Origin of the sequence: Alkalilimnicola ehrlichii (genome assembly GCF_003399765.1) — a bacterium.
GTDB lineage: Bacteria > Pseudomonadota > Gammaproteobacteria > Nitrococcales > AK92 > AK92.
On record NZ_NFZV01000042.1, the window covers coordinates 1 to 22790 of the forward strand.

Annotated in this window: 18 protein-coding genes and 1 pseudogene; 8 read left to right on the plus strand and 11 right to left on the minus strand. The window is 57.6% G+C overall.

Annotated features, from left to right (window positions below):
- Together CAI21_RS21295 and rluC are read right to left on the minus strand one after the other, a co-directional pair.
- Nucleotides 1–409: Clp protease/crotonase-like domain-containing protein (locus CAI21_RS21295; RefSeq protein ID WP_472974030.1), on the minus strand; the 409-nt coding region annotated here is incomplete at its 3' end.
- Nucleotides 410–494: 85 nt separating this feature from the next.
- Nucleotides 495–1463 (minus strand): 23S rRNA pseudouridine(955/2504/2580) synthase RluC, encoded by a 969-nt coding sequence (rluC, locus tag CAI21_RS21300; RefSeq protein ID WP_220349001.1) that lies wholly within the window; start codon nucleotides 1461–1463, stop codon nucleotides 495–497.
- Between the two features lie 701 nt (nucleotides 1464–2164).
- Between rluC and rne the strand changes: the two genes are divergently transcribed.
- Nucleotides 2165–4705 carry a ribonuclease E gene (rne, locus tag CAI21_RS21305; protein ID WP_116304159.1) on the plus strand — a complete coding sequence of 847 codons (2541 nt, stop codon included), beginning with the start codon at nucleotides 2165–2167 and terminating at the stop codon, nucleotides 4703–4705.
- A gap of 71 nt (nucleotides 4706–4776) precedes the next feature.
- On the opposite strand, the gene CAI21_RS21310 is transcribed toward rne, so the two are convergent.
- The 7 genes and pseudogenes from CAI21_RS21310 to CAI21_RS21340 form a co-directional block, all read right to left on the minus strand.
- The gene (locus CAI21_RS21310; RefSeq protein WP_258868175.1) at nucleotides 4777–5262 is read right to left on the minus strand and encodes a low molecular weight protein-tyrosine-phosphatase; all 486 of its coding nucleotides are present in this window, start codon (nucleotides 5260–5262) and stop codon (nucleotides 4777–4779) included.
- 172 nt (nucleotides 5263–5434) lie between these two features.
- The gene (kdsB, locus tag CAI21_RS21315; RefSeq protein WP_116304147.1) at nucleotides 5435–6205 is read right to left on the minus strand and encodes a 3-deoxy-manno-octulosonate cytidylyltransferase; all 771 of its coding nucleotides are present in this window, start codon (nucleotides 6203–6205) and stop codon (nucleotides 5435–5437) included.
- Nucleotides 6202–7197: a tetraacyldisaccharide 4'-kinase gene (gene lpxK, locus CAI21_RS21320; protein ID WP_116304148.1), complete on the minus strand. Its 996-nt coding sequence runs from the start codon at nucleotides 7195–7197 to the stop codon at nucleotides 6202–6204. The genes kdsB and lpxK overlap by 4 nt, the downstream gene beginning before the upstream one ends.
- A 4-nt stretch (nucleotides 7198–7201) precedes the next feature.
- Nucleotides 7202–8995, minus strand: a complete 1794-nt coding sequence (msbA, locus tag CAI21_RS21325; protein WP_116304149.1) for a lipid A export permease/ATP-binding protein MsbA — start codon at nucleotides 8993–8995, stop codon at nucleotides 7202–7204.
- Nucleotides 8988–9331: pseudogene (locus tag CAI21_RS21330) on the minus strand (ExbD/TolR family protein). The gene msbA and the pseudogene CAI21_RS21330 overlap by 8 nt, the downstream one beginning before the upstream one ends.
- 68 nt (nucleotides 9332–9399) lie before the next feature.
- The gene (locus tag CAI21_RS21335) at nucleotides 9400–10041 is read right to left on the minus strand and encodes a MotA/TolQ/ExbB proton channel family protein (protein WP_181919575.1); all 642 of its coding nucleotides are present in this window, start codon (nucleotides 10039–10041) and stop codon (nucleotides 9400–9402) included.
- Between the two features lie 144 nt (nucleotides 10042–10185).
- Nucleotides 10186–11688 carry a ComEC/Rec2 family competence protein gene (locus CAI21_RS21340; RefSeq protein WP_116304150.1) on the minus strand — a complete coding sequence of 501 codons (1503 nt, stop codon included), beginning with the start codon at nucleotides 11686–11688 and terminating at the stop codon, nucleotides 10186–10188.
- A 66-nt stretch (nucleotides 11689–11754) separates the two neighbouring features.
- Here CAI21_RS21340 and CAI21_RS21345 point away from each other — a divergent pair, with 66 nt between their 5' ends.
- Entirely contained in the window at nucleotides 11755–12306 is a 552-nt protein-coding gene (locus CAI21_RS21345) for a DUF2062 domain-containing protein (RefSeq protein WP_116304151.1), read from the plus strand.
- A gap of 98 nt (nucleotides 12307–12404) precedes the next feature.
- On the opposite strand, the gene lolD is transcribed toward CAI21_RS21345, so the two are convergent.
- The gene (gene lolD / locus CAI21_RS21350) at nucleotides 12405–13124 is read right to left on the minus strand and encodes a lipoprotein-releasing ABC transporter ATP-binding protein LolD (protein WP_116304152.1); all 720 of its coding nucleotides are present in this window, start codon (nucleotides 13122–13124) and stop codon (nucleotides 12405–12407) included.
- On the minus strand, nucleotides 13117–14364 hold the full coding sequence (locus CAI21_RS21355; protein ID WP_116304153.1) for a lipoprotein-releasing ABC transporter permease subunit: 1248 nt from the start codon (nucleotides 14362–14364) through the stop codon (nucleotides 13117–13119). The genes lolD and CAI21_RS21355 overlap by 8 nt, the downstream gene beginning before the upstream one ends.
- Before the next feature lie 353 nt (nucleotides 14365–14717).
- Between CAI21_RS21355 and CAI21_RS21360 the strand changes: the two genes are divergently transcribed.
- From CAI21_RS21360 to CAI21_RS21385, 6 genes are all read left to right on the plus strand, one after another.
- Nucleotides 14718–14996 (plus strand): hypothetical protein, encoded by a 279-nt coding sequence (locus tag CAI21_RS21360; RefSeq protein WP_116304154.1) that lies wholly within the window; start codon nucleotides 14718–14720, stop codon nucleotides 14994–14996.
- Between the two features lie 77 nt (nucleotides 14997–15073).
- Complete coding sequence (locus CAI21_RS21365) at nucleotides 15074–16165, plus strand: agmatine deiminase family protein (RefSeq protein ID WP_116304161.1); 1092 nt, start codon at nucleotides 15074–15076, stop codon at nucleotides 16163–16165.
- Nucleotides 16166–16207: 42 nt separating this feature from the next.
- Nucleotides 16208–17095, plus strand: coding sequence for a carbon-nitrogen hydrolase (locus CAI21_RS21370; protein ID WP_116304155.1), 888 nt, complete (start codon nucleotides 16208–16210; stop codon nucleotides 17093–17095).
- 32 nt (nucleotides 17096–17127) lie between these two features.
- A complete protein-coding gene (locus CAI21_RS21375; RefSeq protein ID WP_116304156.1) occupies nucleotides 17128–18261 on the plus strand; it encodes a 3-deoxy-7-phosphoheptulonate synthase in 1134 nt (377 codons plus the stop codon).
- A 28-nt stretch (nucleotides 18262–18289) separates the two neighbouring features.
- A complete protein-coding gene (gene mfd, locus CAI21_RS21380) occupies nucleotides 18290–21790 on the plus strand; it encodes a transcription-repair coupling factor (RefSeq protein ID WP_258869019.1) in 3501 nt (1166 codons plus the stop codon).
- A 13-nt stretch (nucleotides 21791–21803) separates the two neighbouring features.
- Nucleotides 21804–22568 (plus strand): CsiV family protein, encoded by a 765-nt coding sequence (locus tag CAI21_RS21385; protein WP_116304157.1) that lies wholly within the window; start codon nucleotides 21804–21806, stop codon nucleotides 22566–22568.
- The last annotated feature ends 222 nt before the right edge of the window (nucleotides 22569–22790 follow it).

A 22790-nucleotide genomic window follows, 5' to 3' on the forward strand; every position in this document is an offset into this window, starting at 1 on the left:
CCTCAACAACCGCGTACACCGGAATATCGGGATATTGGCCGCGCAGACGAACGATTTCGTCGTTGATACGCCCAGCCTGAACCGGACTCCCGCCCGGGCTATCGATACGAATTACCACACCCGCAACGTCCGGCGCTCGAAACGCCGCCTGCAACCCTCGAATGACACGCTCCGCACTCGCTTGCGACTCCGGCATGATCGGCCCCGTCACGTCGACCACTGCGGTATGCCGACCCACAGCACCGCGCTCGCCAAACTGGCAGGCAGGAGAAAAGAGAACGAACAAGGTGATATAAGCAAGAATGACCAAGCGAAAAAAAATCGTCCAGCGCCTAGACCGCCGTTGTTCCTGGATCGCTGCCAGGGCTACATCTTTCAGCGCTTCGCGCTCCCACCGATCCTCTTGCATCCATCACCTCCCACTGCCGACCCGACAAGCCGGGAATTCACCAATCCGACCCCGTCCATTTGCCGGGAGCCATAAACGCTCACAGCTACCCATCACGCTCGAGCCGCTGCAATACCTGCCTCAAATCGTCGCTCAACGGCGCGCTGACAACCAACTCCTCCTCCGACCAGGGCAAACGCAACCGCAATGAATGCGCATGCAAGAATAACCGCTTCAGCCCCAACTGCCGCAGCCGACGGTTAGCATCCCGTTCGCCGTACTTACTGTCACCTAACACAGGATGCCCTAGATGGGCCGAATGTACGCGTATCTGATGCGTACGCCCGGTGGCAATATCCGCTTCGACCAAGCTCGCCCCCGGATAACGCTCAAGCGTACGAAACACCGTCCGCGAGGCTTTACCTTCGTCGGCCACCTTGACCATACGCTCCCCACCCTGCAACTGCTGCTTACGTAGAGCCGCCTCAACCGGAATAGAACCCCGCGGCATTTTACCCGCCAAAAGGGCTAAATATTTTTTCTCTACAGCACCTTCTCGCAGGCATTCGTGCAGCGCTCTAAGCGCGCTCCGCCGCTTAGCCAACATAAGACAACCGCTGGTTTCCCGGTCCAGTCTATGGACAAGCTCAAGCCCACCCGCATGGGGGCGCATCTGACGGAACGCCTCGATGACGCCAAACCGAATACCGCTACCACCGTGCACAGCCACGCCGCTGGGCTTGTTCAGCACGATAAGGCGGTCATCCTCATACAACAGCGCCTGCTCCAACTGCGCCCGCAAACCGCGCGGCACCTCTCCGCTGTCCGGCACCGCCTCCTGCTCCTGTCGTACAGGCGGTATGCGCACTTCGTCATCGGCCTGCAGACGGTAGGGAGGCCCTATACGTCCCTTATTAACCCGCACCTCTCCCTTGCGCAACAAGCGGTATATGCGAGATTTAGGGACGCCTTTTAAGACCCGCAGCAGAAAATTATCGATACGCTGCCCTGCATCTTCGCGATCAACGCGCAGATAACGGACACCAGATGATTTATTCAGTTTAAGTTCGCTCACGGACGCATAATATCAAGAAGCGGAGCCAGTTTCCCCATCTTCTACAGCGAGGACTGTAAAAAGTCGAAAACTGGCTCGCAGTTCCTGCCGCCCCTTATTTGCTGGGGTTAGGCAACACTGATATAGTGGCGTTGCGTTATTCGGTCCGGAAGTCGCGCATGGTGCCCAAGCTATTATTCGCTGGGCTGGAAGGTTGAGAAAAAAGACCCTACATAGTTTTTTTCACCCCTTCGGTGCGACTTAAACAGACAGGCATCTATGGGGTGTGCCAACTCCGCGCTGCGGGTGTCGGCACACGAGCTACGGAGTCGAGCTTAAAGCTCGACTCGCCCGGCGAATGCTTATTCGGTGGCGAGCTTAATAGTCGGCAAGCGCATGAGCGCAGCCCATGTCAGAGCACCACTCAACAGCTTTATCGGCGGGACCGAGGCAACGATTTATTGGGTATCCGCCATGGGGGCGGGTACCAAGGGAAGTGGGTCAATCAACGCCGCAGCAGTCAAGCAGCGGTTTATGTAAAGCGCCCGCCTACCCTCTCCCGAAACATGACGGCGGATTTATCATGAATCTCGCATTGCTGGTTTACACACTCGTGTTCGGAACTAACCGAGCCCTGTTAGTGCAGCCCTCTTCCTATGGGCGCACCCGGCAAACGCATGGCCGAGAGAGCGGCGTGGGCGAGCGCCGGAGACACGGATACTATGAAGAGAATGTTAATCAACGCGACGCAGCCGGAAGAGCTGCGCGTGGCTCTTGTCGATGGCCAAACGCTATACGATCTGGATATCGAAACCCCCTCGCGCGAGCAAAAGAAAGCCAATATCTACAAAGGCAAGATCACTCGAATCGAGCCTAGCCTCGAAGCGGCTTTCGTACAATACGGCGCAGAGCGACACGGTTTCCTTCCATTCAAGGAAATCGCGCGGAGCTATTTTCAAACCGACACCGATGTCGAAGCCAACCGCTCCAACATCAAAGATTTAATTAAAGAAGGCCAGGAAATCGTCGTCCAGGTCGACAAGGAAGAACGCGGCACTAAGGGTGCGGCGCTCACAACCTTCGTCAGCCTTGCCGGCCGGTACCTGGTGCTCATGCCGAACAACCCGCGAGCCGGCGGCGTTTCGCGTCGTATTGAAGGCGACGATCGCAACGAGATCCGCGAAGCTCTGCGCTCCCTGGACGTACCTGACGGCATGGGATTAATTGTCCGCACCGCCGGTGTTGGCCGCAGCGTGGAAGAACTTCAGTGGGACCTCGATTATCTTCGCCAGCTATGGGCGGCCATTCAGAAAGCGGCGGATGAAGGTAAAGCGCCGTTTCTGATTTACCAGGAAAGCAACGTTATCATTCGCGCGCTCCGCGATTACCTGCGCTCGGATATCGGCGAGATTCTGATCGATGACCAAACGGTTTACGAACAGGCGCGCGAGTTCGTACAGCAGGTAATGCCTTATAACCTGCCGAAGCTAAAACACTATGGCGATCCGGTCCCGCTGTTCACGCGCTATCAGATCGAAAGCCAAATCGAGTCGGCATTCCAGCGCCAGGTCCGCCTCCCTTCGGGCGGCTCTATTGTCATCGATCACACGGAGGCGCTGGTATCGATCGACATCAACTCCTCCCGCGCCACTAAAGGCAGCGATATCGAAGAAACCGCGCTCAACACCAATCTGGAAGCGGCGGACGAAATCGCCCGTCAGCTACGTCTGCGCGATCTTGGCGGACTGATCGTTATCGACTTCATCGATATGGGGCCGAACAGAAATCAGCGGGAAGTCGAGAATCGCCTGCGCGATGCCGTCAAAATGGATCGCGCGCGGGTACAAATCGGCCGCATATCTCGTTTCGGCCTCTTAGAAATGTCGCGTCAGCGCTTACGCTCCTCCCTCGGCGAAGCGCATCAAGAAGTCTGCTCCCGTTGCAATGGGCAAGGAACGATTCGTAGCGTCGAATCGTTGGCGTTGTCGGTGCTGCGCATTGTCGAAGAAGAGGCTATGAAGGATAAGACCGGGAAGGTGCTCGCACAGCTACCGGTCGACGTCGCCACCTTCTTGCTGAACGAGAAACGTGCCGCAATTAGGACCATTGAAGAGCGACACGGCATCGATGTCATCTTAATTCCTAACAAGCACCTTGAAACGCCAGCCTACGATGTTAAAAGGGTTCGGAGCGACGATAGCAGTGCCGACGACTTAAGCTACCGCTTAGCTACCGAGACCGAGGAGCCGGAACAGCCCCGTAGCGCTGCGCCGCAGGAAAAGACAAAGCTTGAACAACCGGCCGTTAAGCGTGTCGCTCCGAATGCTCCGGTACCACCGCCGAGCGAACCGAAAGGCGACAGCCAAAACTCCTTACTGGCGCAATTGCTGGAATGGCTCAAGAGTCTATTCTCCGGCTCCGGCGTGCAGGAGGAGACCGAGCAGAAAGAGCAAGTGGCCCAAGACGATGCTCAGAAGCGTAAACGCCACGGCCAAAGGGGCCGTGGACGGGCCGGCAGCAATCAACAGCAACGTCGCTCGGGTCACGCTCGCTCTCGCGGCCAATCCACAGCGGGCGGGCGCGAAGAACGCCAAACCGACCAACCGCAGCCGGCCAAAACGGCCGAGGAAAAACCAACGAAACGGATTAGCAAGGAAGAGGACAACACCCAGCCCAGCGCCGGACCAATACCCGCCGATACCGCCAAGAGCGATACCGCCGGCGCCGAAGCCGGTGCTGGCGGCCGCAGTCGTCGTGGACGCCGCGGCGGACGCCGCCGTCGGCGCGGCCAGGGCGACGGCGAAGTTCGCGAGGGCATCGACACAAAACAATCGGGTGTCGATACCGCCCCGGCTGCTGAAGTAAGCGATCAGACAAGCACGGACACTGGCAACCGGCGCGGCAACGGCGGCGAAAAGCTTGCTGTAGCGGAAAAGGCCGAGGCACCGAGAACGCGCCGTACCGGCCGCCCCACCTACCCGAAAGGTCAAGGCCCGCGAGCAAAGAGCAATGGCAAAGGCGAACGTAGCCGGCTAAGTCAATCGGCCACTGACGGTCAGGCGACGCCTAAGGCTGAGACACCTAAGGTTGAGACACCTAAGGTTGAGACGCCTAAGGCTGAGACACCTAAGGCTGAGGCGCCTAAGGCTGAGACGCCTAAGGCTGAGGCTCCTAAGGCTGAGACGCCTAAGGCTGAAGCGCCGGAGTCCGAAGCACTTCGACTGCGGAGATTGCGACAACGTAACACGCGATCTGAGGTCTGATGCGATAAGCATCGAAACAAGAAGGGGGGCCTTAGCCCCCCTTCTTGTTTGCCATCTCAAATCGAAGACTCTTAGGCTGGCTTGCTAATAGCTTGAAGCAAGCCGTCCGCAGCATCTTCCACTAAATCAAGCACATATTCGAAACCGCTATCGCCACCATAATAAGGGTCCGGCACTTCACGGTCGGTAAAGTTACGAGCGAACTCCAAGAACAAATGCAAGCGCCCTCGACTCCCGCTAGGCTGAATGGCTTGCAAAGCTTCATAATTCGCCATATCCATGGCAAGCACCCAATGGAAGTTCTCAAAATCTTTGACACTGACCTGCCGCGCTCGCAAGTCGCCAATTTCTATACCCCGCCGCCGCGCGGCAATCTGAGCACGCCGATCCGGCGCCTTACCGATGTGATAAGAGTGAGTTCCCGCCGAATCCCAGACAAAACGGTCACCCAAACCTCGTTGTTTAACTTTATGACGGAAAACACCTTCGGCGGTAGGTGATCGGCAAATATTACCCATGCAGACAAACAAAATTCGCGCTTTCTCTCTTTGACTCAAGACTTCGCCCTCTACTGCCCCAACTTATGCATGGGCCGACTCTAGCCGACGCAGTCGCCGGGATCAAACGGCGCCTTTCGCCATGCTCGGTTGAGCAACGACACATTCCGCGAAAAAGAAGGCTGTAGGAAATCTAGAGCGTATTTTGCGGCATTCCGCAAAATACGGGGGATCAATTACCCGCGTTCGCCAGCGCCTTGCGCACTCGCTCCAAATCTGCCGGCGTATCGATACCCGGCGGTGGCATTTCACCCGCTATGTCGACATAGATCTTAGCCCCATGCCATAAAGCCCGTAGCTGCTCCAGGCACTCTGCCGTCTCGATATCGACTTCATCAAGGCGAGGATAACGACGCAAGAAATCAACGCGATAGGCGTAAAGACCTAAATGCCGCAGATACCCGGCGTTAAGCTTCCCCTCCCCGCTTCGGGCAAACCCATCGCGGTCCCAGGGAATGGGAGCACGACTGAAGTAGAGCGCAAACCCGAGGTGGTCGCGCACTAACTTTACGGCATTAGGGTCAAAAACTTCGTCCCGTGTTCGAATGGCCGTTGCCAACGTAGCAATATCCGCCTGCGGTCGTTCGGCTAAAGCGGATGCAGCCTGACGAACCAGGCTCGGCGGCATCATCGGTTCATCGCCTTGTAGATTCACGACAATCGCATCGTCCGGCAGACGCTCACGTTCGACGACCTCCGCCAGGCGATCGGTACCGGAAGGATGGTCGCTTCGCGTCATAACAACGTCGGCGCCGAACGTATCGCAGGCTGCTGCAATTCGTTCATCGTCCGTTGCGACGAGCACTCGCTCGGCCCCACTTGCGCAAGCTCGCCGGTAAACGTGCTCGATCATCGGCCGCCCGGCCAATTCGACCAACGGCTTACCTGGAAACCGGGTCGAACCGTAGCGGGCGGGAATAATCACGGTAAACGAGTTATTCAAATTGCCTCCGATAGCGTCTGATCAAGCAATGCCTGCAGACGCTCATGTGCATTATCGTTAAGCACCGCGGTAACCGGGACACACCATTCGTTTCCCGTTGCGAAGGGGCGGCACTTCACCGCATCCTTCTCTGTCATCAACCGCGGCGCCGAATCGGCAAACGCAAGATCGGCCGCTTGGAAACGATGATGATCGGCAAAGGCGTGCGTCGCCACCTGGAACCCCTGCCCTCGCAACGCTTGAAAAAAGCGCTCAGGATGACCGATACCGGCCACTGCGTGCACCTGCGGCCCAAGCGCCTCGGGCGTCACCGCGCAACAGGAACCGTCCAGCAAGTTTACCGCTTCGGAAAAATGGAGCTGGAAGCAGGCCGACGTTAAGGAGTTGCCCTCGTCGCCATTCGCTATGACGAGATCGACCTGCTCTAGCCGAGTTGGTGCCTCCCGCAAAGGCCCTGCCGGTAATAATCGTCCGTTTCCTAAACCGCGCTGCGCGTCGACGACGACTATTTCCAGGTCGCGCGCAAGCCGATAATGTTGAAGACCGTCGTCGCTAATAACGACATCGCAGTCAAACTCGGACAGCAAACGCTGCGCAGCCGCCACCCGATTAGGGTCGGCGACGACTGGGCAACCGGTACGCTGAGCAAGCAACACAGGCTCATCGCCCACCAGAACGGGATCGCTGTCCAAGCTAACGACCTGCGGCCAGTCATTACTGCTCCCACCATAACCGCGGGTGATGATACCTGGCCGACACCCCCGCCGTTTTAACTCCTCGCTCAACCATACGACGATCGGCGTTTTACCGGTGCCGCCGACGAAGATATTGCCGACAACGATCACCGGCCGCGGGAGTTTTACCGAGCGTTGAGGGTTTGCTTGATAATGCCTACGCCGTCGCTCAGCAACGAGCCTGTATAGACCCGCTAAAGGCAGCAAGACAGTACTGACAAGCCCTTTCCGCAGCCAAAAGTCCGGAAATCCTGCCATTCGCTCAGGCCTGCGATGCCCCGCTCGCCACGTTATCGCTGCCGAATTGTAGTCGATGCAGCGCCGCATAAGCACCATCCAAGCGCAGCAATTCGCTATGCTTGCCGGACTCAACAATACGGCCGTTATCCAACACCACAATACGGTCGGCGTTTTCGATCGTGGACAAGCGGTGCGCAATGACCAAGGTCGTCCGTCCTTGCATCAAGACATCAAGCGCTGCCTGAATTTGTTTTTCGGATTCGGTATCCAGGGCCGAAGTGGCCTCGTCCAGAATCAAGATTGGCGCGTCCTTCAACAACGCACGGGCAATCGCTAAGCGTTGCCGTTGACCGCCCGACATCAGCACTCCGTTCTCGCCGACGCGGGTATCAAGGCCTTCGGGCAAACGTTCGATAAACTCCAACGCATGCGCCATGCGAGCGGCCTCTACGATTTGCTCGCGACTGACTTCCCGCTGAGCGCCATAAGCGATATTAGCCGCAATGGTATCGTTGAACAGAACGACCTGCTGTCCGACCAGGGAAATTTGCTGACGCAAAGCAGCCAGCGAATACTCCTGTACAGGGTGCCCATCCACGCATACAACGCCCTGCTCAACGTCATAGAAGCGGGGCAGCAAGCTGACTAAAGTCGACTTTCCGCTTCCCGAACGGCCGACGAAGGCGACGGTTTCGCCGGGTTGCACGGTAAGATCGATATTGGCTAGTACCGGCCCCTTCTGCATGTTGTAGGCAAACGTCACGTCTTTATATTCGATCAGGCCTTCGGCACGCTCCAGAACCCGGGTTCCTTTATCCTCCTCCACAGGAGTATCGATCAGCGCGAACACACTCTGCCCGGCGGCAATTCCTTTTTGCAACTTGGCGTTTACGTCGGTGAGGTTTTTCAAGGCCGGCAGCAATACCAGGATAGCCGCCACAAAGGCAACAAACGTACCGGCACTGATACCCTCGACCATGGTGTCGATGGTCGCAAGATAGACGACCACCGAGAGCGCCATCGCCACCAGGAACTGTACCAACGGCGTGCTAGCAGCCTTGGTTGCGACCAACTTCATGAACTGGCGATGGTTACGCCGATTGGCTTCTTCGAAACGAGCCGTTTCGTACTCGTGACCGCCAAAGGTTTTGACCACCAGATGCCCTTCGATGCCCTCCTCGGCAACGCTGGCCACATCGCCCACGGAACTCTGGATACGGCGGGCCAAGCGCCGGAAGCGCTTGGTCACGTAATAGATGATCACGGCCATTACCGGCCCGATGGCGAGAAAGATCCCGGCGAGCCAAGCGTTCAACCACACCATGTAGATCAAAATGCCGATGACCGTCAGCGAGTCGCGGACCAGGATCTTAACGGCCTCGGTCGCTGCGTTAGAGATCTGCTCGACGTCGTAGGTCAACTTTGAAAGCAACATGCCGGAGGAGTTGTGATCGTAAAAACCGGTCGGCATCCGTAGCATGCGATCAAACATCTGCGATCGCACGCTGCGAATCAGGTTACGGCCGATCCAAGACATCACGAAGACGGACACAAAGGAGGCTGCGCCACGGACTAAAAATAGGCCCGCGATGGCAAACGGAATCCAGCGGATGGTGGCCGAGTCCCGCTCGACGAAGCTACCGTCCACCATCGGTTGCATGAGCGCGACAAAAAACGTAGCCGATGCGGCTACCAGCCCCATACTGAGCAAGCCCACCAAAGCCTGCTTCCAATACGGGACGACGTAACTGAGCAGGCGGAGATAGACTTTTAAACCTGCTTCGTCGGAATGCCGTAACGGCTGATGCTCAATCATTCTCTTGCGGTACCGTCGCGATGGAAATTTGCTGAACACCGGCTTGCCCGGCCGCGTCAAGCGCAGTCACCACTGCTTGGTGCGGCGTTGCGGCATCTGCTCGCACCACCAGCCCCCGCTCAGCTGTGCTTAGCGCCTGTTCGATGGCAAGCCGAACGGTTCGTGCTTGACGATTAACTAATGCTTGCCCGTCTAAGAAATAATCGCCCTGGGCATTGATGACCAATTCCAGAGGCTCTGCGAGGGTCTCGCTCGGTTCCAAGCTGGCTTCCGGTAAATTCAGCTCCAGATCGCCTTCACGAATGAAGGTCGTCGTCACCATGAAAAGATCAACATCAGAAACACCACGTCGATCAGCGGCGTTAAGTTGATCTCCGGCTCTTCTTGCTGCTTGGGCCGTAAGTTCACCCTACAGCCTCCACTGCCATTTCACGACCCCGCTCACGCTGGCCGTGAATCGCTTCGACCAGTTTAAGCGCCTCTTGTTCCATATCGACGACCAAGCCATCGACGTGGCGCCGCAGATAGCGATATGCCATCAAGGCAGGAATGGCCACTACCAAGCCGGCCGCTGTGGTTACCAGCGCTTCCGAGATGCCGCCGGCCAAGGCTCCGGTATTTCCCAAACCTTGCAGTTGGATCGCTCCAAATACTTTGATCATCCCGATAACGGTGCCCAAAAGCCCTAGTAATGGCGAGATGGCGGCAATAGTACCGAGCATGTTGAGGTAACGCTCCAAACCATGCACTTCATGACGCCCTGCATCCTCGATGCTCTCAAGCATTACTGTGCGCTCATGATGAGCATTCACCAGGCCGGCCGCCAGGATGCGCCCCAGCGGAGAGCTACTCTTAATCTGCTGCAACTGCGCATTGTCGAGCTTACCCTTCTTGAGCTGATGCCATACCTGAGCGACCAAGTGTTGCGGAATGATCCGCGGACGGCGCAGCGTCCACAGCCGTTCGGCAACAATTGCCATAGCAATAATCGAGCAGACGATGATTGGCAGCATTAACCAGCCACCGGCCTGAATTAATTCGAGCACGGTTCTCTCCTAGTCATGCCAAGTATCCGGGCACCTGGCTTCCTCAAAGGCGGGATGATACTGGAAATCTTCATGTATTCGAAATTAGTCGTACACAGTTTTCATTTTTATCCGGCAATGTTTAAACCGTGCAACATGATGGACTCAGTGCCCCGCCGTTACCAGCCACATCGGCAATATCAACGGGACCCAAAGCAAACGTCCTGGCGTTCCTCTCGGCGCCAGCGCAAGAAACACCCCGATCGCGGCTAACAGCAATGCCCAAACCGGCGCTTGGGCAACGTCTCCGTAGGGTGCGCTCCACTGACCGAGTCGCGCCAAAATCGGCATTATCCACTGAAGGTTAAATGCCGCAACGGCCAAAAATAGGGCGCCGAGGCTTGGCCACCACAAAACAAAGACGGCCCCCATTAATGCAAATGGTACAACTAAAACCGAAACGGCCGGAATCGCTATTAGGTTAGCCACAGGAGAACTTATCGGTACATGGTTAAACCAGACCAGCATTAAGGGGAATAAGGCCAAACTAATCCCCACCTGGAGCTTAACCGTCGCCCAAAACCGATAACGCTCCGGGGAACGCCCAAGCACCAGTAGCAAAATAGCCGCGACGGCACCGAAAGAGAGCCAGAAGCCGGCCGTCAGGGGCGCATTCGGATCCCACGCGAGCACGGCTGCCAAAGCCAAAGCAAATGCCTGCCAAGGGTGTATAAATCGACGCCCGAGAATCCCGCCGAACCCGACGGCCAACATGATCAAAGCCCGCTGTGTCGGTAGCGTAAAACCGGCCAGGGCTGCATATAACGCGGCGGCGCACAAAGCCCCGCAGGCAGCCGCCACCGGCGCCGGACAGCGTTCGACAAGCCAGGCACTGCGCCGCCACGCACTGGATATTAGGAAAAATCCGCAGGCGGCAACCAAACCGATATGAAGTCCCGATATAGCCAGCAAATGACCGGTGCCGGTGTGCGTTAAGGCATCCCAAGAACGGGACTCAATAAATTGCCTGTCGCCTACCACCAGCGCGACTAATAATCCCGCCGCCTCTAAATCGTCGACCTGTCGATAGATCGCCAGCCCTAAGCGTTCGCGGTAATAGTGTAAGCCGCTACCGGACGACAGCTTCGTCGCCGGCGCACGCGGTTGCGTAAAGCCGATGGCATCGATCCGATTCACGAACAGCCAACGCTGGTAATCGAACCCTTCGCCGTCGAAAGGGGGAGGCACTTGCAAACGAACTCGCAGCTGCCAAACCTCGCCGGCAGAAACGTCGGGATAGGTGCCATACCAAGAGATTCTGATACGGCGTGGTAAATCAAACTCCGACGGTGCATCGACTGCCGCCTCGGGCTTGAACAGAAAGCGGACCCGACGCATGTCTTGGTCTGGAATCGATACGACCCGCCCGATCACTTCCAGCTCCGCGCCGTGCCACTGCGCATCCAGTTGCTGCGATAAAGCCCAGTCTGTGTAAGCAGACGCCCATACCAGGCCAAACAACATGGCACTAATTACCCACCTGCGCGGTCCAAACGCAAGCCAAGCCGCGATGAGCAAAAGAACGAGCATAATCGCTCGATCAAGGGCGAGCGAAACGAGGTGAAAGGCGATAACGCCGACGGCAAACAGGATTAATGCAAAACGCATGTTCCTTCCCTGGAACAAATTGGATACTCTACGCGCGCTTGCCGCGCGCAGTGACGCAGACCTTTTATGCCTCGGAAATATTTAAAACGACTTTTACCGGACCCCGCAAAGTTACGAAAGCGTCGCGAATTACGGTTTCTTGGGAAACTGCTCGACGATCCGTACTTGCTGCATCTAAACCGACGCTCCGTTGCCGGGGGAGTTGCGTTGGGCGTTTTTGTCGCCCTTATTCCGCTGCCCTTTCAAATGGTTATTGCCGCAGCCTTGGCGATTTGGTTGCGTGTTAACCTCGTCATTGCAGTTGCCAGCGTCTGGATCAGCAATCCGCTGACGATGCCGCCCTTGTTGTTCTTCTGTTATCGCGTCGGCACCGTACTCATGGGCCGCCCCGTACGCGAACAACACTTTACGCCCAGCCTCGAATGGTTCTGGGCCGAGCTTGGGCTAATTTGGAAGCCATTGTACTTAGGGTCTTGCGTTGTGGCTGTGGTGGCATCCCTGGCAAGCTATCTGGCCGTCCACCTTCTATGGCGCCTATTTATTGTCAGAGAACTTAGACGGCGGCGTCTCAAAGCCCAACACGCCAAACAGCAAGCGTCGGACAAACAAGAACCGTAACGGAATACCCACCGGTCACCCGGCTTCCGCTGACAAGTCTATCAAGGAACGCTCGTTAAGAACCTACGCCCCGCGGTATAACCACGGGGCCGTATTCGTTAGCTGCTAACGTCCGTCTCTTGCGGTCGCAATTGACCGTCCTCCAGCAATAGCACCCTATCTAGCCGGTGCGCCAGGGCGTTGTCATGCGTCACCATCACGACACTGGTGCCGAATTCCCGATTCAGATTCTGCAGTAATTGGAAGATTTGCTCTGCCGTCTGCCGGTCGAGGTTACCCGTCGGTTCGTCCGCAAGCACACACTTCGGGCGAGTGACCAAAGCACGGGCGATGGCAACCCGCTGGCGTTCTCCGCCGGAGAGTTCCGCCGGTTTGTGCTGTACCCGCTCCGCCAAGCCCACCTGAGTTAGTATGACCTTAGCGTCAGCCTGTGCTTGCAGCGGGCTCAGTCCACGAATCAACAAGGGCATCGCCACGTTTTCAAGCGCAGTAAACTCTGGCAGCAAGTGATGGAATTGATAAATGAATCCCAGTGTGCGGTTACGTAGCAAACCGCGCTCACGATGGGAAAGCGCGTGAATGCGTTTGCCACCCACCAGGATTTCCCCGGCGACGGGTTGCTCCAAACCACCGAGTAGATGCAATAAAGTACTTTTCCCGGAACCGGAGCGACCGACAATCGCCACCTGCTCCCCGGCTTGAACCGTGAGATCGATTCCGGCAAGCACCTTAACCTGCAATGGTCCTTCGACAAATCGCATCTGCACGCCGGCACAACTCAATACCGGTCCGACGCCTGTCTTGCGCGGGTTATTCATAGCGTAATGCCTCCGCCGGTGCAGTCCGAGAAGCTCGCCAAGCGGGATATAACGTAGCGACCAAAGAAAGTACAAGTGCTACCCCGGTAATCCGCGTTACGTCGTTCCAACGTAGCTCAGAGGGTAGCTCGCTGATGTGGTACACGTCTGCCGGCAAGAACTGTATGCCCATCAGCCGCTCGATGGCTGGCACCAGGGTATCGACATTCAAAGCCAAACTGATACCGCCGGCGACGCCTAGTAATGTCCCGACAACCCCAATCACCGCCCCTTGTACGATAAATACGCCCATCACACTGCCCGGGCTCAGCCCTAAGGTGCGCAGAATCGCGATATCGGCCTGTTTATCGGTGACCACCATGACAAGCGTTGAAACGATATTAAATGCGGCCACCGCCACAATCAGCGTCAGGATGACAAACATGACGGTTTTTTCGGTTCGCACCGCCTGAAAGAAGTTGTAGTGCTGAACCGTCCAATCTCGCACACTGTACGTACCCGGCAGATCGGCCGCTAATTCGCGCGCCAACCAGGGAGCGGCCATTAAGTCGTCGAACTTTAAACGAATCCCCGTCACGCCATCGCCGGTACGGAACAACCTGGCAGCGTCCTCCATGTGTACCAAAGCAATGCCACGGTCGTATTCGTACATCCCGACATTGAAGATACCTTCGACGGTAAAACGCCGAACCCGAGGCGTGATGCCCACCACATTCATACGTGCTTCCGGACTGACCACCGTCACCTGATCGCCGACGCGTACACGTAGCAGTGACGCCAACTCGCTCCCGAGCACGATGCCGTACTCTCCCGGCACCAGTCGATCGATGTCGCCGACAACAAAGTGATCGACCACATCCGAGACTTCGCCTTCGTGCTCCGGCAAAATCCCGCGCACCATAGCCGCACTAACGTTACCGCCTCGCGTCAGCATCACTTCGCCGTTAACGAATGGCGCAGCGCCTTCAACGCGCGGATGCTGCCTGGCCTGATCGAGCACCGATTGCCAATCCGAGATGGCGGCACCTCGCTCGGACACGGTGGCATGCGCCACCATGCCGAGAATGCGCTCTCTTAACTGGGTTTCAAAACCGTTCATGACCGACAAGACGGTAATCAACGCCGTCACACCCAGCGCGATGCCGACCATGGAGGTTAGGGAAATAAAGGAAACAAAATGATTTCGCCGTTTAGCCCGCGTGTATCGTAGGCCGATAAAGAGTTCGATCGGTTTAAACATGTGCTCTTCTTCAGTTACTAATCCGCAGGTCGTTGCCAGCGTCTGTCGACATCGATTCCTCGCCCACGATGTTGGCGTATCTTGCCGGCGCGCGGGCTACGTCGGCGGCACAGCCGCCTTGTCGCGCAGGCATACTAGTACGACGCAGCTAGCGAGGGTTTTTCTGCCGCGCGAACCGAGGCATCGACAGTAGGCACAACAATGACGCCCCTCCCTCCGATTGCGCACGGGCGGTAGAATACCATCATATTAGCTGTCGACACGCCCTAACTTTTCCCACCGTCGGCCTGCTTATTTTCATCCCCTAAAGCGGGTGCTATAGTTTTTGCGGAAGTGCTAAGGAGTAGCCCGCTATGTATAAATCCCTGTGTGTTTTCGCCTTGACAGCCGCTTTCGGCGCATCCGTAGCGCACGCCGACAGGTTGTTGATCGAAGCCATCGACCATGAACAAATGCAGTCTCTGGACAGACCCCAGCGCGGTTCCACTATGCCGCAGGTGCTGGGGCGGTATGGACCACCCACACAAGAAGTCGGCCCTGTTGGCGACCCGCCGATTAGTCGTTGGGTCTATTCCGACTATACCGTCGTTTTCGAATACGACCGGGTCTTGCATAGCGTAACGCACCGTTAAACAGACCGCTGCATATGGCCGCCACAACCATTTGCAGCGGCCAGAATCACCTGTTCACCGTTGGGTATCCGCCACTTATGAAACACCCCCTGCGCCCGCGGACACGAGTCCGCCTGCCCGCCGAATGGGAGCGGCAAGCCGGAGTCATGCTTACTTGGCCACATGCCGACAGCGATTGGGGGGATAAGCTTGCCGCCGCGCATGCCGAGTTCCTTGATCTGGCCTGCCATATCGCGCACTACGAACCCTTGCTAATCGTTTGCCACGACGCCTCGGTACGCGACCAAGTCGCTGCCGATCTCGGCGCCCGTCAAGTAGACAACGATCGAATCGCTTTTGTTCTATGCCCGTCCGACGACGTGTGGGCGCGCGACCACGGCCCCATTACGGTTTATCAGGAAGGTGCCATACCGTTATTGCTAGATTTCACGTTCAATGGCTGGGGCGGCAAATATGCGCACGACCTCGACGACCTAGTCACCCGCCGCTTATACGCCACCGACACCTTCGGCACTACCGACTGCCGGCGTATCGAGTGGATTTTGGAAGGCGGCAGCATCGATAGCGACGGCCAAGGCAGCATTTTAAGCACGACGCAGTGCCTGCTTACCGATACCCGCAACGCCGGCATGAGCCTTGAGCAAGTCGAGATGCAACTACAACAACGACTCGGCGCAAGCCGAATATTGTGGCTGCACGAAGGCGACTTGGAAGGCGACGATACCGACAGCCACGTCGATATGCTCGCACGCTTTGCCAACCCGGAAACCATCGTTTACCAACAATGCGACGACCCAGCAGATCCGCATTTCCCGAAGCTGCAAGCCATGGCAAAGGAGCTGGCAGCCTTTCGGACCTTGCAGGACCGCCCCTACCGCCTGCTTCCCCTCCCCTGGCCGGCCGCGCAGTACGCCGAAGACGGCCACCGGCTGCCGCTGAGCTATGCAAACTTCCTCATCGTCAACGGCGCCGTTATCGTACCTCAGTACATGGATCAAGCAGACGAGGAAGCGCTGTCGGTTATCCGTCGGGCCTTCCCCGACCGCCAGGTCGTCGGCACTCCGGCCCGTACGCTGATCGGCCAACATGGCAGCGTACATTGCGTCACTATGCAAATCCCGTCGGCGGTTCAACTTCCTGGCTTGGGGAAGACGGTCTCTGCCGCGTAGAATATGCGCCTCTTAGGCTAACCACAATGAGGCCTTGCGCAGATGACCGACACTCTTAGGGTCGCCCTGGTACAACACGCGTGCGGCGATACGCCGTCGACGAATCTGGATCGCAGTTTAGCCGGTATTGCCGATGCCGCCGCCGATGGCGCGCAGCTGGTAGTCCTGCAGGAGTTGCACCGCACGCGCTATCTTTGCCAACACGAAGACCCGGCACTGTTCGACTTAGCCGAACCGATTCCGGGCCCAAGCACCCAAGCCCTAGCCGAGGCGGCTCGTCACCACGGCGTAGTCGTCGTCGGCTCGTTGTTCGAGGCGCGGGCGCCGGGCCTTTACCACAACACGGCTGTCGTCCTGGATAGCGATGGCCGCTTGGCCGGCCGCTATCGCAAGATGCATATTCCCGACGATCCGGGGTATTACGAGAAATTCTATTTTACACCCGGCGATTTAGGCTTTGAGCCGGTGGAAACGGCGGTAGGCCGCTTAGGCGTATTAGTATGCTGGGACCAATGGTTCCCGGAAGGCGCTCGGCTGATGGCGTTGGCCGGCGCCGATCTGCTGCTCTATCCCACGGCCATCGGCTGGGACCCACGCGACGACGAAGCGGAAAAGCAACGCCAGCGCGAGGCTTGGATCACCATCCAACGATCCCACGCTATTGCTAACGGGCTCCCTGTATTGAGCTGCAACCGTGTCGGCCACGAACCGGACCCGAGCGGCGCCAGTCCGGGTATCGACTTTTGGGGCAGCAGCTTTGTCGCCGGTCCGCAGGGCGAGCTGCTCGCGCAAGCCACGCCTAGCAAAGAGCAGGTATTAATGGCCGATATCGACCGCAAACGCAGTCAATCGGTACGTCGCATCTGGCCGTTTCTGAGAGATCGCCGTATCGACGACTACCGCGATCTGCTACGCCGATTCCGGGACTAATTCGCGCCGGTTCTTCAAAGGATGCAGCGACTATGATTCTGATTCTCTCCGCCGATACCGACACTCAAGGCGAGGCTTATCGCCAACTGTTCCAACAGCTGGAAAAGTTGCCGAACGTAAGCGCTCGTGTGCACCAAGTAAGCGGCTCGCAGCAAGTCCTGACCGAGATCTACCTAATCGGCGACACCTCGGCGCTAAGCCTTGAGCAAATGCAAGCGCTGCCATGCGTCGAGCGTGTGGTAAGGGTCTCGCAGGATTATCGCATCCTCGGCCGGCACCGAGACGAGAGCCGATCCAGCGAATTCGAGTACAACGGCGTTCGTTTCGGGCAGGATAACCTCAACCTCTTCGCCGGCTTATGCGCGGTCGATACGCCGAAGCACGTCGAAATGATGATGCGCGCACTGAGCGAGCACGGGCTTGTATGCACCCGCATGGGGGCATACAAGCCCCGCACCAGCCCTTATGCCTTTCAAGGACACGGGAAAGATTGCCTGCCTTACGTCTTCGAACTCGCGGGCAAATATGGCATCCGAGTCATTGCCATGGAGATTACCCACGAGAGTCACATCCGGGAAATCCAAGCGGCATTAGACGATACCGGTCACCCGACCGGAATCATGCTGCAAATCGGTACGCGCAACACCCAAAACTTTGAGCTGCTCAAAGCCGTCGGCCGGCAGCAGGAATTCCCGATCTTGCTCAAGCGCGGTTTTGGCATCACGCTCGAAGAATCGCTCAATGCCGCCGAGTATCTTGCCAGCGAAGGCAATAGTCGCGTGGTGTTCGGGCTGCGCGGCATGAAGACCAACCTCGGCGATCCGCATCGCAACTTTGTCGACTTTTCCCATATCCCCGTGGTCAAACGGCTCACACGAATGCCGGTATGTATCGACCCTTCGCACTCGGTCGGCATCCGTGCCGAAGCGCCCGACCGCCTCCCGGACTTGATGCATGCAGCAGCACAAGGGGTGGTTGCCGGGGCCAATATGATTTTGGTCGACTTCCACCCCAACCCTGCCCAGGCTTTGGTGGACGGCGCCCAAGCGCTGCGCCTGGAAGAGCTTCCCTGGTTCTTGGACGACATGCAAATCGCGCGCGAAGCCTACGAACGCCGCGTTGCCCGCGCGGAACGCCATCGGCGGGAAAACGCCCAGCAGGAATAAAAGCGGACCTCTCTACTTCACGATTCACATGAAAGGCAAGTCTTACCCGACAATGGATGGAAAAACGACCAGCCCGCTCCAGCCTCAGCTTCCGGCCAAACCGGGCCTACGCCAACACTGGTACGGCCTTACCGGAGCCAGCCGCAGCTTGGCGCTGGCCGCGGCCGCCAAGCAACACAGCGGGCTTACGCTAGCCATAGCGGATACGCCGCAAACGGCGCAGCAGCTCTATACGGAACTTGAGTTTTTCTGTCGCGGCAACGGACAAACGCTGCTGACGCTACCCGACTGGGAAACCTTGCCTTACGATGTGTTCTCCCCGCATCAGGATATTATCTCCGAGCGTTTAGCGGCACTATACAAACTGCCGCAAACGAAAGACGGAATTCTCATCGTGCCAGTCGCCACCTTGCTGCAGCGACTGGCGCCCTCGGATTACATCAGCGGCAACGCCCTACTGCTCAGCAAAGGCGACCGACTAGACCTCGAATCCATGCGTCGGCAGTTGGAGCAAGCCGGATATCGCTGCGTATCGGAAGTCATGGAGCACGGCGAGTTCGCAGTACGTGGCTCTATCCTCGACCTCTTTCCGATGGGCAACGATCAGCCTTACCGTATCGACCTTTTCGACGACGAAGTCGATTCGATCCGAACCTTCGACCCGGATAACCAGCTCAGCTTGGATAAAGTCGAGCGCATCGAACTTCTGCCGGCGCGCGAGTTCCCTACCGACGAGGCAGGAATCACCCAGTTCCGCACCGCCTTTCGCGCCTGCTTCGAAGGCGACCCCCAGCGTAGTTTAGTTTATAAAGAAGTCAGCGCCGGGCGCATACCCAATGGCATAGAGTACTACTTGCCGCTGTTCTTCGAAGCCACTGCCACCTTGTTCGATTATTTACCCGAGGACACGCTCGCCGTTCGTATCGGTCGCGTAGACGAGCATATCGAGAGCAGTTGGGAGCAAATCAACAGTCGCTACGAACAACGGCGGCACGATATCGAGCGCCCTCTGTTACCGCCCGAACGACTTTACTTATCAGGGGACGAACTGCGGGCGGCATTAAACTGCCAGCGACAGATACTCTGCCTACCGGAGCCCTCGCCTACTGCAAGTAGCGCAAAGGACATCGCGTTTCGGGTCGACGAACTGCCCGATTTGAGCTTAGACCCCCATGCCGAGATACAAACCGGCCGCTTGGAATCGTTCCTTAACGAGTATCCGGGGCGAGCGTTGCTTATCGCGGAGACGGCCGGCCGGCGCGAAGCCCTATTCGAACGCTTAGGCAAACGCCGAATCACCCCGCAGTCGTTCGATAGCTGGCAGGATTTTCTTCATTCCGATGTCCGTCTAGGCCTTGCAATAGCCCCCATAGAGCGTGGCGCCTTATTGCACGACCCCGAACTCGCGCTGATTCCCGAACCTCATCTATTCGGCGAGCGTGCGCAACAACGCCGGCGGCGGCGGGCGGCACAAAGGGATGCGGACGCGATTGTCCGCGATCTCACGGACCTGCGGATCGGCGCTCCTGTCGTGCACGAAGATCACGGGGTAGGACGCTACCAGGGCTTGCAAACACTCGACATCGGCGGCTTGACCACCGAGTTTTTGACACTGGAATACGCCGGCGGAGACAAACTCTACGTCCCCGTTGCGTCGCTGCACTTAATTTCCCGTTATACCGGCGCCGACGGCGATACCGCACCGCTACACAAGCTCGGCAGCGACCATTGGGAAAAAGCAAAGCGCAAAGCTGCCGAGCGCGCTCACGATGTTGCCGCGGAGTTACTCGACATCTACGCTCGTAGAGCTGCTCGCAAGGGCCACGCTTACCAATTTGCAGAAGCCGATTACCAAGCGTTCGGCGACAGTTTCCCCTTCGAAGAAACACCCGATCAGGAAGCTGCAATCGACGCCGTTATCGCGGATTTGCGCTCCGAACAACCGATGGATCGCGTTGTTTGCGGCGACGTCGGTTTCGGCAAAACCGAAGTTGCCATGCGGGCGGCATTCGTCGGCGTGCAAGACGGCCACCAGGTTGCTGTGATGGTTCCTACCACGCTCTTAGCTCAGCAGCATTACGAAAACTTCACCGATCGCTTCGCGGACTGGCCGATAAGGATCGAAGTACTGTCCCGTTTTCGCAGCCAGAAAGAGCAAAATGCCGTTTTGGCCGAGCTTGCCGAAGGCAAGGTCGATATCGTTATCGGCACGCACAAGCTTCTGCAACCGAATATCGCCTTCAAAAACCTCGGCCTTTTGATTGTCGACGAAGAGCATCGTTTTGGCGTTCGGCAAAAAGAACGCCTGAAGAGTCTGCGCGCCAACGTCGACGTGCTGACACTAACCGCCACGCCGATTCCGCGCACGTTGAACCTCGCTCTTTCGGGCTTACGCGACTTATCCGTCATCGCCACACCGCCGGCGCGTCGCTTAGCCGTCAAGACCTTTATCAACGAATGGAACGACGCGCTGATTCAGGAAGCCTGTCAACGCGAACTGGCCCGCGGTGGCCAAGTCTATTTTCTCCATAACGACGTCGAGTCGATCGAGCGCATCGCACGAGAAATCGAAGCCTTGGTACCGGAAGCTCGGGTCAAGATCGCACACGGTCAAATGCGCGAGCGCGAACTAGAACAGGCCATGCTCGACTTCTACCACCAACGTTTCAATATCCTGGTATGTACCACCATTGTCGAGAGCGGCATCGACGTGCCGACGGCGAACACCATCATCATTAACCGTGCCGATCGGCTTGGCCTCTCTCAATTACACCAACTCCGAGGCCGCGTCGGTCGCTCGCACCATCGCGCCTATGCTTATCTCATCGCGCCGCCGAAACGCTCGCTTACGGCCGACGCCGAGAAACGCCTGGAAGCGATCGCCTCGCTCGAGGATCTCGGGGTTGGTTTTGCACTCGCCAGTCACGATTTGGAAATTCGCGGCGCCGGCGAACTGCTTGGCGACGAACAAAGCGGGCAGATTCAAGAAATTGGGTTCAGTCTATATACGGAATTGCTGGAACGCGCCGTAAAAGATCTGCGCGCCGGCAAACTCCCCAGCCTCGACACTCAGACCCATCATGGCGCCGAAGTCGAGCTGCGAATTCCCGCCCTACTCCCGGAAGATTATCTTCCCGACGTCCATTCTCGGCTTGTACTCTATAAGCGCATCGCGAGCGCCCGCGATAAAGAAGCCTTGCGCGAGCTACAAGTGGAAATGATCGACCGTTTCGGTTTGCTACCGGAGCCGACCAAGAATCTCATTCGGGTGACGGAGCTTAAACTGCGGGCCCAGGAGCTCGGGCTTAGAAAAGTGGAAGCCGGGCCGCAAGGCGGCGTGCTAACCTTTACCGAGCAACCGCTGGTCGACCCTGGCACTATTGTCCAACTCATTCAGCAACACCCTCAGGTGTACAGTCTGGATGGGCAGCAGCGACTTAAGTTTAAACAAGAGCTGCTGGAAGCCGACAATCGCATCCAAGCGGTCGAAAAGTTGATGAATACCCTCGCACAGTCGCGGGCAGCCTGATAAATTGAGGCTCATGAACAGACACATCTTATCTTTCCCCGGTTCCGCGCTAGCCGCCGCCTGCCTTGCAGCGATGCTCGCTATCGGCAGCGGTTCGGCACTAGCAGACGAACGTACTTGGTACGACATCGAGATCATCATCTTCGAGCAACGCGAAGCGGGCGGTCACGATAGGGAGCGCTGGCGTAGCGACGCCCCGGACCCCATAGCGGGCAATATTGCCGAGCTATCGAATACGGTCGTTCGCGGTAACGAGAAAACGGCATTTGCCACTTTACCAAGCGACCGGCTTCAACTTCGCGGCTTATATCGTCGGCTAGAGCAAGCCGACGACTATCGACCGCTGCTTCATCTTGGCTGGCGTCAAGAAGGCTTCTCCCGCACCGATGCCCCTTCGGTTGCGCTTCCGCAAGGTTGGATGCCTCGCGATCCAGAGGAAGGCATGCTGCTCGAACTTAACGAGCGCTTGAGCCAACAACTGGGGCGTACCGATGTTTACGGCCCGATACAGGATAGTTCTGCCAGCGCAGCCGCACCGAGCGCCCGCTCCGGGCCACCGCTTTATGGGCTGGTTCGGCTTTATCGGGAACGTTTTCTACATGTCGCCGTCGACTTGCGCTACTTCCGCGAAGGGGGTAGCGACATTCGCTACTCCTACCTCAATGGCGAAGAGCCCTTGTTCACCATGACGCAGCGGCGGCGGATGCGCAGCGGGGAGCTGCATTATTTGGATCATCCGGTGCTAGGTGTGTTGGTGCAAGTTACTCCGGTCGAGTGATAGGTGCGCTTCGCGCGATTGATTTAGAAGGCAGGGTTCCGCCGCCGCACGACGGGGTCTGTGCCTAGTCGCTATTGCCTGTAGTGATGCATAACGGCCTGTTTCGCCCTCCTGGGCGAGTCACTTTTGGCTCAGACCCTCCCTGGTCTTCGGCCTTCGGCTCGCTTAGCGCACCTCATTCGCTCCCGGCGAATGAGTCTTTGCGTCGCCAAAGAAAAGGAA

Coding starts and splice junctions, on each gene's coding strand:
- CAI21_RS21345 (WP_116304151.1), top strand. CDS start 11,755: ATGCCTCGGAAATATTTAAAACGACTTTTACCGGACCCCGCAAAGTTA.
- CAI21_RS21355 (WP_116304153.1), bottom strand. CDS start 14,364: ATGTTTAAACCGATCGAACTCTTTATCGGCCTACGATACACGCGGGCT.
- rne (WP_116304159.1), top strand. CDS start 2,165: ATGAAGAGAATGTTAATCAACGCGACGCAGCCGGAAGAGCTGCGCGTG.
- CAI21_RS21375 (WP_116304156.1), top strand. CDS start 17,128: ATGATTCTGATTCTCTCCGCCGATACCGACACTCAAGGCGAGGCTTAT.
- CAI21_RS21340 (WP_116304150.1), bottom strand. CDS start 11,688: ATGCGTTTTGCATTAATCCTGTTTGCCGTCGGCGTTATCGCCTTTCAC.
- CAI21_RS21370 (WP_116304155.1), top strand. CDS start 16,208: ATGACCGACACTCTTAGGGTCGCCCTGGTACAACACGCGTGCGGCGAT.
- lolD (WP_116304152.1), bottom strand. CDS start 13,124: ATGAATAACCCGCGCAAGACAGGCGTCGGACCGGTATTGAGTTGTGCC.
- msbA (WP_116304149.1), bottom strand. CDS start 8,995: ATGATTGAGCATCAGCCGTTACGGCATTCCGACGAAGCAGGTTTAAAA.
- CAI21_RS21360 (WP_116304154.1), top strand. CDS start 14,718: ATGTATAAATCCCTGTGTGTTTTCGCCTTGACAGCCGCTTTCGGCGCA.
- lpxK (WP_116304148.1), bottom strand. CDS start 7,197: ATGGCAGGATTTCCGGACTTTTGGCTGCGGAAAGGGCTTGTCAGTACT.
- CAI21_RS21365 (WP_116304161.1), top strand. CDS start 15,074: ATGAAACACCCCCTGCGCCCGCGGACACGAGTCCGCCTGCCCGCCGAA.
- mfd (WP_258869019.1), top strand. CDS start 18,290: ATGAAAGGCAAGTCTTACCCGACAATGGATGGAAAAACGACCAGCCCG.
- CAI21_RS21385 (WP_116304157.1), top strand. CDS start 21,804: ATGAACAGACACATCTTATCTTTCCCCGGTTCCGCGCTAGCCGCCGCC.